This window comes from Streptomyces sp. NPDC033136, from assembly GCF_055578235.1.
Genome location: NZ_JBVIPD010000044.1, coordinates 1 through 9132, shown reverse-complemented (window position 1 = coordinate 9132; position 9132 = coordinate 1). Strand labels below are relative to the sequence as shown.

The window sequence follows — 9132 nt, the reverse complement described above, 5'->3', positions numbered from 1 at the left end:
ATGGGGGGGGGGGGGGGGGGGGGAGGGGGGGGGAGGGGGGGGGGGGGGGGGGGGGGGTGGGCGGGAAAGGGGGGGGGGGGGGGGGGGGGGGTGGGGGGGTCCCCCCCCCCCCGCTCGCCTTCTCCCCTGTGCGTCAGCGCCAGTTCTGCGGGGTGTACGCGGTCATCGGGTCGTAGCCGCCCGCCAGCAGCTCCGCCGCCTCCTGGCGCAGCTCGCCCGCCGTGGTCCGGGCGGCGCCCACGGCCGTCTCGATGTCCTTGTCCTTGAGCGAGACCACGTCGACGTTGGCGGCGTTCCCGCCGGCCGCGACGATGAGGCGGGCGACCCGGCGGACCTTGATCTCGCGGGGGTTCAGCCCGGCCCAGGCGTCGGCCGTGGCCGCCTCCGCCTCCATCACCGCGATCCGGCGGCGCGCCTCGGCCGCCCGCAGCCGCTCCGCCTCCGCCTCCACCGCCAGCTTGCGGCGGCGCGGCTCCGCCGCCTCCGCCTCCAGGCGCTCAGCCTCGGCCCGCTCCGCCTGTGCGCGGCGGCGCTCCGCCTCCGCCTCGGCCTGCGCGGCGTCCTTCTCGTCTTCGGCGGCCTGGCGCAGCAGCGCCGCCGCCTCCTTCGACTGGAAGGCTTCCGCCTCCGCCGTGGCGGCCCGCTCCGCCTGTGCCCGCAGCGACTCCGCCCGTGCCCGGGCCGATTCCGCCCGCGCCTTGGAGATCACAGGGGCAACCACAAGGAACCGGGGAGGCTCTGCCTGCGGGGCGCCGACCGCGCCTGGTGGGCGGCGTGGCTACCTCGTCGTGCTGGTGCTGGTATCGCGGGCGGGGTTCTCGCCCTCTGTCATGGTCTTGTTGCCCCCTCCGAGCAACAAGACCAGGGTGGTGATGACCACCGCGGCGGTCCCGATGGCGCCGACGACGTCGCCGCGGCTGGCTGGCGCGGTCGAAGTACGGGTGTGCTTGTAGACGATGTAGCCCACCACGATGCCCACGAACAGGATCGCGGCACCGAGGGGCTCGATGTACACGGTCACTTCGCGCCCCCGCCTCGCGGAGGGTTCGCGGTGCTCTTCGCCGTCGCGGTCGCGGTGGCCGGGGCGGTCGTCTGCTTCCGGGGGGGTTTGCGCGGCCGGACGGCGGGTGTGCGCTGGTACTGGTAAGTCATGGTCACGCCCATGGGGGCAAGCGGAGCCTTGGTGCTGTGCTCCCGACGCTCCACCAGGCCGAGGTCGAGGAGCTTCTTCAGGCCCCGCTCGTGCGTGTCGGCCGACCAGCCGTACCACTCGGGCGCCTTCTCCGCAGGGAAGGCCGACCAGTTCTTCTCGCGCGCCACGACCAGCAGGAGCGCGAGGGCCGGCAGGTCCAACTGCTCGTCGTAGCCCTTCGTCCAAAAAGTCGCCGGAATCTGCAGGAAGAGGTTGTCCTCTGTGTCACCGAGGGGGCGGTCGTAGGGCTGGCCGCTGCCGTCCTCCCGCAGCAAGGTGACCGTGATCATGGTCCCCGTGCGGTGGCAGGTGATCAGCCGACGCGCCTCGAGACGGCGCAGGGTGCGCCAGGCGCCGGTACGGGCGGACTGCTCGGTCGCGGTCTGCCCGATGTCCATCATCCGGGCCCACACGGCGCTGTCGTGCGTGGTCGACCAGCCTTTCGTCCCGTTGCTGCACGCGGCCACGATCATCAGGTAGGCCTTGAGCCCGCGCAGGTCTCGTCCCGTGACGAACTCCTTGAGCGGTCCGTGACGGCTCGGGGCTCCCTTGAGGGCCTGCACGAAGGTCTTGCGCAGGGGCACGTTGGGACGGACCGAGCGCTTGAGGATCGCCGTACGGGTGTCCCTGGCCGTCGCCTTGTTCTTCTGCATGTCCCGCTCGGCGAGCGTTGTCGTCTTCATGCCCCTGAAGGTAGCCATCTCAGTCGGCCGAACCCAAACGCTTCAGCCCTCGCTCTGGCAGACGCGCCAGCGGGTACATGAGAGGGCTAGGTGTAAGGTCAAGATGAAAGTCCAAAGGTGACAGTTCAACTGGGAGAACAAACCTGTCAGCGGCGCGGACGATCCAGCGCGCCGGACTGCACGCGCCGCCGGGAGCCCTCCAGCGCGACGGCGACGCCAGCCGACCACCTCGCCCACCCAGCGCCTCTGTGCGCCACATCACACTCCTGCGGCCCGTACATCCCCGAAACCGCCTCCGAGGACATCGGACTTCGGGGGACACAGCCATGCGTACACGCGACCCTCCACGCCCGCGGAACACCCAGCGCGACAACCGCGAGCGCGTACGGCCGTCTGACGGCCGTACAGACCTCACCCCGCGGGTGGCCCGGACGGGGTGAGAACGCGCGGGAGACGGACGCTCACAGCCGTCCTGCTGGGTCTGCCGGCCGGTCCGGCCACACACGGGCACGGCCGGTCACCAAGCGACCCATGTGAGCGAGCGCTGAGCGAGCAGTGTGCGAGCGGTGCGCGAGTCGGCCTGCCGGGCGGTTACGGGTTACCGGTTACAGGCCCGGAAGGAGCCGCCCCACTGCTCTGAGCGGCGCGAACCGGCACACTCACCGGCCTGTAACCGGTAACCCGTAACCGCCCGGCAGGCCGTGCAAATGCTGCGCCCCGCCGGCACGCCGACGACGACCAGGAGCACGAGCTGCTGCGGCGGCGCGGCTGGTGGAGGTTCACCGCCTCGCACGCGCGCGTCACGCGCGCGCCTTGGCTCCGGCCGGTGAAGAAGAACTCCTGCCGCCCGCGATGATCGGGCGATGAGCGACCGCCGCCCGCTGTGCACCGGAACCGACCGCGCCGATGCGTCCCGCACGCAAGACACCGATCCGGTGCCGGCGCCGCGCGCCCAGCTCGCCGCCGAACGCCTCCCCACCGTCCCGGCCGCCGAGCCGACGCCGCGCCCGGCGACCGGGCGCCGGACACTCGGGGGCGGCCCCACCGGGCCGCGCACACGGTAGGAGCCACCCCGGCACAGAGCCCGGCAGCACCCCGGCAGCACCCCGGTGGCACCCCGGCGTGCCACCCATCGGTGACAGGGCCCTGCCGGGGGTCCACCGGGGTCGATGTCAGGGCCCATGCCGGGGTGGCGTTCTCGCGCGTACGTGCGCACCACGTGCGGGCGGCACGCGCAGCACGCAACACGTGCGGCACGCGTTGGACCCCTCCCGGAGCCGTCCGCGGCGCTCCGCAGCCCGCCCTCGCCGCACCCGGCCCGGCCCCTCCTCCGGCCGCCCCGTCGTCCGCCCCGTCGTCCGTCCCGTCTCGTGTGCACGTCCGTGTGCACGCGTGCGCTCGTGCACATGTGCACGCTTTAACGCGCGCGACCCCCGCCACGGCCCGGAAACCGCCCTCAGACCGCCCCGCAGAACCGGGCCGGCTCCCGGCCGCCGGACCCGCCCAACGCCCCCGTACGGACGGACACGGACGCACGGACGGACGCGCACCCGGACGAGCGGGCGCAGCCGAACGGGCGCGCCCCCGCGCCGCCGCGCGGGCAGCCGCGGCCGGACGCGCGGACGTCCCACGAGCAGCGACGCGGGGAGACTTATATGCCTGTTAGTCGTTTGGCCGGGGACGTCGAGACCCTCCGAGATCGTGCGGCGCGGTTGCCCTTGGAGTTCGCCAACTATCCAGAGCCAAGGAGATGACAGAGTTCTTCGGCTCAGCAGGCCATATGGAATCGCGACCAAGGTCGAACAACCAAAGTTTCTTGATCCCTGAGAGTCGGTCACTACAAGAAACAGGGAAGGCCACGGGCACATCATTTGCCCAATAGCGCCCATCGAGTACGTCGGGGAAAACTACCACTAGCGGTTTCACGTCACGGCTCCTTCCAAAAACGCGATCCCAGTGGTAGCCATATAAGGCCAAGCCGTCTGCATACATGCCATCGACCCGGATCAGGAAGTCTGATTTTGAGCGAGTCGCATTGTTGTTGAACTGATTCAGCAGCAGGCTTTGCAGCCTGTCGATGCTCTCTATTTTTGTGCGTGCACGGAATGCCCTCATTGGGTTTTGAGTGCGCAAAGCAGAGATGCGGATACGTTCCTGGTAGTCGTGGTGCTGTTGAGTGTCGGTATCTATGTGGCGCGCAGTGGTCCACCACATGTGCCACTCGGAGAGTACCGATCCTACCCAGTGCGGTGGCCATTGTCGGCTGTCTTGGTCTATCACTGTCTTGGCCAGAGACAACGGTTTGTGTGGTTGCATTTTTCCGTTCAGAATCCACGCGACGGCATCTGTCAGGGTCACATCCTCGACCGACATCCATTGCTGAAAGGCGGAATCTGCATCCGGTTTCGCCATACGCGCTATACCGGCCCTTACAACCCAGCTGTTTCGGTCACTGTCAGGGAAGTCAAGTACGAGTGACGGAACGCTGCCGACCCATGAGTGGATCCTGATACCGAACCAGCAGACGGCCACGCCGTTCTGCTCGTACTGATTCGTGCGCGCGCGGATGTCGTCAGGAGTGATCGGTGAGAGCTGCGCCTCAAGTGCTACGCGCCGTGTGCCGTCGGCACTGGTTGCCATCACATCCGCACGCCAGGATCCGTCCGGGCCGACAACTTCGTACTCAGCGAGGAACCCTGCCGCACGAGCGGCGTTGGCGAGTTCGAGCTTCAACAAGTGGTGCTCAATCGACTCGCCTCCCGCCATTGAGCACCTCGGGGCTCGGGGTGCGTGACGGAAGAAGCGCAAGCCACGCGGGGAGCGCACCGGGACCATGGCGTGCCCACATTCACGACACGTGAGCGGAGCCCGCGGCCGGGCGCGATGCACTGTGTCCCAGGCCTTGCCGCAGCCGAGGTCGGGGGCGGTTGAGTCGATGGTTCCCAATGATTCGTGCCACGCTAAGAACGCCATGACCCAACTCCGCCCTCCGTAAGGGACATTCACGTCTCACAGTAGCGTGGGGCGCTGACTTCGGGAATCGGAATGCTCGACGCGGGATGCCACCGTTCCCAGTGCTGAATCGTGGTTCGGGCGATGCGCATTGTCTCGTCCGAGAAATTGACGGTCCGGTTGTCAGCACGCTTCTACAGGTCGAATTCCAGCTGCTCGATGTCGGTGAACTCCACGTCGAGGCCCTGGGCGCGGCGCCCGCCGTCCTGGAAATACACCTCGCCGAGCGCCTGGCCCGCGAGGTCGCGCAGCTGCTGCTCGCTGGCCCCGGCGTCCTGGGCGTCGAAGAGACGGGCCGCGTACTGCGGCGGCAGGGCGAGAGTGATGTGCCGCAGGCGGGCGTCATCGGTGGTGCCGGGAGCGGCGGTGAAACCGAACCGGGCCCGGACGTCGATGACGACGCCCGTGCTGGTGGCCGCCTGCTTGCGGGCCTGGGCACGCACCCGCGGCTGCCAGCGCTCGCGCACGGCGTCGGCCAGGCGCTGGGCGAGGTCGGCCCGGGGCCGGCGGATCTGGTCTTTGACGTAGCGCTCGACCGTGCGCTGCGAGATGCCGAGCTGCTCCGCCACAGCGCGGGTGCCCTTGAGCTGCTTGACCAGGTAACGCATCTGCGCACCGGGCGACTTGGGTATGGGGCGGGTGAATGCCTGCTGCACGGCCCGGTTCAGGCCGTCTCCCACGATGCCCATGCGGGCCTCCGTTCATGATCGGCTGCGTGGGCCGCTGTGCGGCGATCACGGCCGGGCCGGGGAAGTTGCCCCGGGTCAGGCTGATCGCGTCGCACAGCGGCGCCCAGGGGGCTTGCTGCGCCCTCAGGCGCATTGCGGGTGGATCACGTACGGGCCATGTCGACGAACCGGGAATAGTGCAGCTGGCTGGCGACGGTCACGCAGGCGGTGGGCCCGAACCGGTTCTTCTCAATGACCAGATCGACCTCACCGGCACGCGGTGACTCCTTGTCCTGCGCGTCGGGCCGCTCGACCTTGATCACCACCGATGCATCGTTCTTGATGGCCCTGCTCTCGCGCATGAAGCCGTCGTCGTTGAGCTGGGACAGGGCGATGACGTGGCAGCCGAGCTGTACGGACAAATTTTTCAGGCCGCGGGAGACGGCCGCGACGGCCTGCTCGCGCGTGGCGTTGCGGGCCTGCTCTGTCTCGACCAGCTGCACGTAGTCCACGACCAGGAGGCCGAGGCCTTCGGCGCGGGCGCTGGCCCGGGCGGCGGAGGCGATGTCGCCCAGGGATGCCCCGTCGGGCCGGTAGACCCGCAGCGGCAGCTTCTGGAACAGCTTGGGCCCCAAGGCGCGGATGGTCTCCCACCCTTCCGGGGTGAGGCCGCCCTGGTGGGTCAGGTGATGCAGGGCGATCTTCCCCTCAGCGGCGGCGATCTTCTGCATCAGCTCGGTGCTGCTCATCTCCAGCGAGGAGAACATCACCGGGGCGCCCGTCTTGGCGGCGGCGACAGCCATGTTCAGCGCCAGCGTGGACTTGCCCACGCCGGACTGCGCGGCCACCACCGTCACGTTGCCCGGCTGCATGCCCGAGGTGAGCATGTCGAGATCGGTGAACCCGTAGGTCAGGCCGACCCGCCGCCCGTTCTGGATGTCCTCGGTCTCCGCGACGAAATCGAGGTAGAGGTCACCGACCGCGGGCGGCGCCTCGTGCAGGCCCGGGGTGCCCGCGACGATGTCGGTGAGCTGCTGCTCGACCAGGGCGCGCACTTCGTCCTCGTCGCCGACCTCGCTGAAGGCGTACTCGAGGATGCGGTTGGCCGACTCGATGACCGACCGCCGGTAGGCCTTGGCCCGGACGATCTCGGCGTAGCGCGGACCGTTGGCGGTAGTGGGCGCGGCCTGGACGCAGACGTGCAGGTACGGGGCACCGCCGACACGGGCCAGCTCCCCCTGCTCGGTCAGCGCATTGGCGACGGTCACCGGGTCCACGGACTCGCCCGCCTGGTGAACCCTCAGGATCGCCCGGTGAATCATCTGGTGGGCGGGCCGGTAGTACTCCTCCGCGGCAAGACCCGTCTCCAGGACCTCGCCGAAGAACCGGTAGGAAGCGCTCTTGGGACTGCCGGACAACAGCAGCGATCCGATGACCGCACGTTCGGCATCGAGATCCTGCGGTGGCATGCGGGTGAACGCGGTCGGCTGCTTGCCCTCGCGTGCTTCGAGGTCGTCACCCGAGCCGTCGTGGCTTTGAGCCGGGATGCTGGTAGACACTGGAAGTCTCCTGGTCGGTCTGAGTGGTCAGGGGATTCGCGGGCCGCTCCCCTGCCCGGGAGCGGCCCGCACTGCTGTCTGGTCAGACAGGCACGGTCATCGCGCAGTCCACGCAGCCCCTGCGGTAGCGCGCCGGGTGATCCGGACACCGCTCAGCGGTGGAGCCCTGGTCCCGGCCGGCACCAGTGACGATGGCGTAGAGCGGAAGATCCCTGATCCGCGTCGGCACCAGCGACGACGCCCGCTTGAAGCCCTGCGGATCCCGCGTAACTTCCCGCGCCAGAAGCACGGAGTTGACCTCGAAGATCGACGGCCAGCCCTGCTCAGCCATCGACCGCAGCAGCAGCGGCGCGTACTTGCGGGCCGACGCCGCACCCATGTGATGCGGCGGGCGCAGCTGCTGCAAGAACGACTCCGCCGCGTGAAGGTCTTTCGCGGCGAAGCCACCCTCCCCCCTCCTCCCGCTGTGACGGAAGCGACCCCGAGGAGTCAGTGAGGGGGTAGGGGGAGGAGGTAGTTACCTCCTCCGGGGGGTGTGGGGGGTGAACGCCGGATCGCGGGTGTTCCGCATTCCGGCCCTGACCAGGCGAAACGCGGGTTTCCGGATCGCGGGTTTTCCGCGATCCGGAGGGCTGGGAATCGCGGGTTTCCCGCACTTCGGCGCTGACCTGCTGCGATGCCGCGATACCCAGGTCGACGTACTGCTCGTTGTTCGCAGGGTTCCGGTACACCCGCGTGACCCAAGTGGGGCGCTGCGTGGCCTCGTCGTAGACAGGCATGCGGGCGAGGTGGCCGGCCTTCGTCAGACGTGCCGCGATGGCGTTGAACCGGTCCTTGCCCATCTTCCAGCCCTGCGCCTGCATGTCCCGGCGGATGGCCTCCATGGTCGACGGAAGGCGAGGGTCCCGCAGCAGCAGTTCTGACAGGACGCCGATATCTTCGGGCTGCAAGCCCGGCGTGCGCACCAACTCGCGGCGCAGCACGACTTCCTCAGGCGGCTCCCAGCCGCGTTCGAGGTAACTGGCGCCGAAGTCGTCAGATGACGATGGACGCTGTGGGCTGTGCAATGTGGTGCATCTCCCCTGGTCGGGGAGCCGCGAACGGCGAGTGTGACCTAAGTGGACCCCCGGAGTAGTGGCGTTGCGCAATCTCTTGCGCATACTCTGGGTATAGGTGACTGCGCGGGCCCTTGGGCCCACGGGCATCACCCCGGCGAGGTCACCTCACCGGACACGACTCAAGGGTTGGCAAGCTCGATTGAGTCGGACTTGGAAGCGGCTCCTGTTGTGGCGACAGGGGCCGCTTCGCATTTACGGGGGGCGGCTCGGCATTAGGTCCCTCATCCTGCTTGTTGCGTCGGTTCGAGCGGCTTGGCGGCCTCTGGGTGCTTTGCTGCCCATCCGTTCAGCAGGCGGACGTAAGCCTCCATGTGGCGCCGACGAGGCTTCGCCTGGCCGGTCTCCCAGCGGTGGAACGCGACGCGGGTCACGCCGAAGACTTCCGCAACTTCGTCCTGCGTCAGGCCATCGGCCTTCCGAAGTCGCGCACGGACGTCCGGCGGCGGCATTAGGTCCGGTCGCGCGAGTAGAGCCTCGACTGCATCAAGTAGCTCAGACACTGCTCCCCCTCTCCTCACGTGATCCAGAACTATACATAACTCTCCACTCGCAACAGGCGAGTTGGCCGCGTGTCACTGGAAGACCCTGCGTTCTGTAGAGCTGTGTGCCCGCAGAGCCCATTCTGGGAGCCGGTGAGTCCGGGCTAAGGTCATCGGCATGCCATTCGCCCTCTTCGACCTGGACAACACGTTGGTCGACCGGCAGTCGGTGTACGGGAATGCCGTGGCCACTCTCTGCCGTAGGCGGACCTTCGGTCCAGAGGTTGAGCACTGGCTTCTCACCGAGCTGGCGGACCGAGCGAACCTCATTGAGCAGTGTGCATCGTGACGTTGCAGGTCACGGGTCTGGTATGCGCGGGGTTCGCGATGCTCGGGCTGGTCGCGGGCCGATGGCCATGGT

9 protein-coding genes are annotated in these 9132 nt (G+C 68.7%); 1 reads left to right on the top strand and 8 read right to left on the bottom strand.

From position 1 onward, the window contains the following. Positions 1–133 precede the first annotated feature (133 nt). From ACZ5TL_RS38960 to ACZ5TL_RS38950, 3 genes are all read right to left on the bottom strand, one after another. On the bottom strand, positions 134–709 hold the full coding sequence (locus tag ACZ5TL_RS38960) for a hypothetical protein (protein WP_468595513.1): 576 nt from the start codon (positions 707–709) through the stop codon (positions 134–136). Positions 710–778: 69 nt separating this feature from the next. After that, positions 779–1021, bottom strand: a complete 243-nt coding sequence (locus ACZ5TL_RS38955; protein WP_468595512.1) for a hypothetical protein — start codon at positions 1019–1021, stop codon at positions 779–781. Then, positions 1018–1875, bottom strand: a complete 858-nt coding sequence (locus ACZ5TL_RS38950; RefSeq protein WP_468595511.1) for a hypothetical protein — start codon at positions 1873–1875, stop codon at positions 1018–1020. Before ACZ5TL_RS38950 ends, ACZ5TL_RS38955 begins: the two co-directional genes overlap by 4 nt. Positions 1876–2738: 863 nt before the next feature. Here ACZ5TL_RS38950 and ACZ5TL_RS38945 point away from each other — a divergent pair. Next, positions 2739–2939, top strand: a complete 201-nt coding sequence (locus ACZ5TL_RS38945; RefSeq protein ID WP_468595510.1) for a hypothetical protein — start codon at positions 2739–2741, stop codon at positions 2937–2939. Between the two features lie 598 nt (positions 2940–3537). Here ACZ5TL_RS38945 and ACZ5TL_RS38940 read toward each other — a convergent pair. The 5 genes from ACZ5TL_RS38940 to ACZ5TL_RS38920 all read right to left on the bottom strand — a co-directional run bounded on the left by ACZ5TL_RS38940 (position 3538) and on the right by ACZ5TL_RS38920 (position 8681). Next, a complete protein-coding gene (locus tag ACZ5TL_RS38940; RefSeq protein ID WP_468595509.1) occupies positions 3538–4641 on the bottom strand; it encodes a competence protein CoiA family protein in 1104 nt (367 codons plus the stop codon). Positions 4642–5021: 380 nt separating this feature from the next. Continuing rightward, the gene (gene tpg / locus ACZ5TL_RS38935) at positions 5022–5576 is read right to left on the bottom strand and encodes a telomere-protecting terminal protein Tpg (RefSeq protein ID WP_468595508.1); all 555 of its coding nucleotides are present in this window, start codon (positions 5574–5576) and stop codon (positions 5022–5024) included. Positions 5577–5719: 143 nt separating this feature from the next. After that, a complete protein-coding gene (locus ACZ5TL_RS38930; protein WP_468595507.1) occupies positions 5720–7114 on the bottom strand; it encodes a replicative DNA helicase in 1395 nt (464 codons plus the stop codon). Between the two features lie 82 nt (positions 7115–7196). Continuing rightward, positions 7197–7520, bottom strand: coding sequence for a hypothetical protein (locus ACZ5TL_RS38925; protein WP_468595506.1), 324 nt, complete (start codon positions 7518–7520; stop codon positions 7197–7199). Positions 7521–8453: 933 nt separating this feature from the next. Continuing rightward, on the bottom strand, positions 8454–8681 hold the full coding sequence (locus ACZ5TL_RS38920) for a helix-turn-helix domain-containing protein (RefSeq protein WP_468595521.1): 228 nt from the start codon (positions 8679–8681) through the stop codon (positions 8454–8456). Positions 8682–9132: the final 451 nt, after the last annotated feature.

What these genes read in the sequence shown, in the direction of transcription:
- ACZ5TL_RS38940 (WP_468595509.1), bottom strand. Translation starts at nt 4,641, where the DNA reads ATGGCGGGAGGCGAGTCGATTGAGCACCACTTGTTGAAGCTCGAACTC.
- ACZ5TL_RS38945 (WP_468595510.1), top strand. Translation starts at nt 2,739, where the DNA reads ATGAGCGACCGCCGCCCGCTGTGCACCGGAACCGACCGCGCCGATGCG.
- ACZ5TL_RS38920 (WP_468595521.1), bottom strand. Translation starts at nt 8,681, where the DNA reads ATGCCGCCGCCGGACGTCCGTGCGCGACTTCGGAAGGCCGATGGCCTG.
- tpg (WP_468595508.1), bottom strand. Translation starts at nt 5,576, where the DNA reads ATGGGCATCGTGGGAGACGGCCTGAACCGGGCCGTGCAGCAGGCATTC.
- ACZ5TL_RS38950 (WP_468595511.1), bottom strand. Translation starts at nt 1,875, where the DNA reads ATGAAGACGACAACGCTCGCCGAGCGGGACATGCAGAAGAACAAGGCG.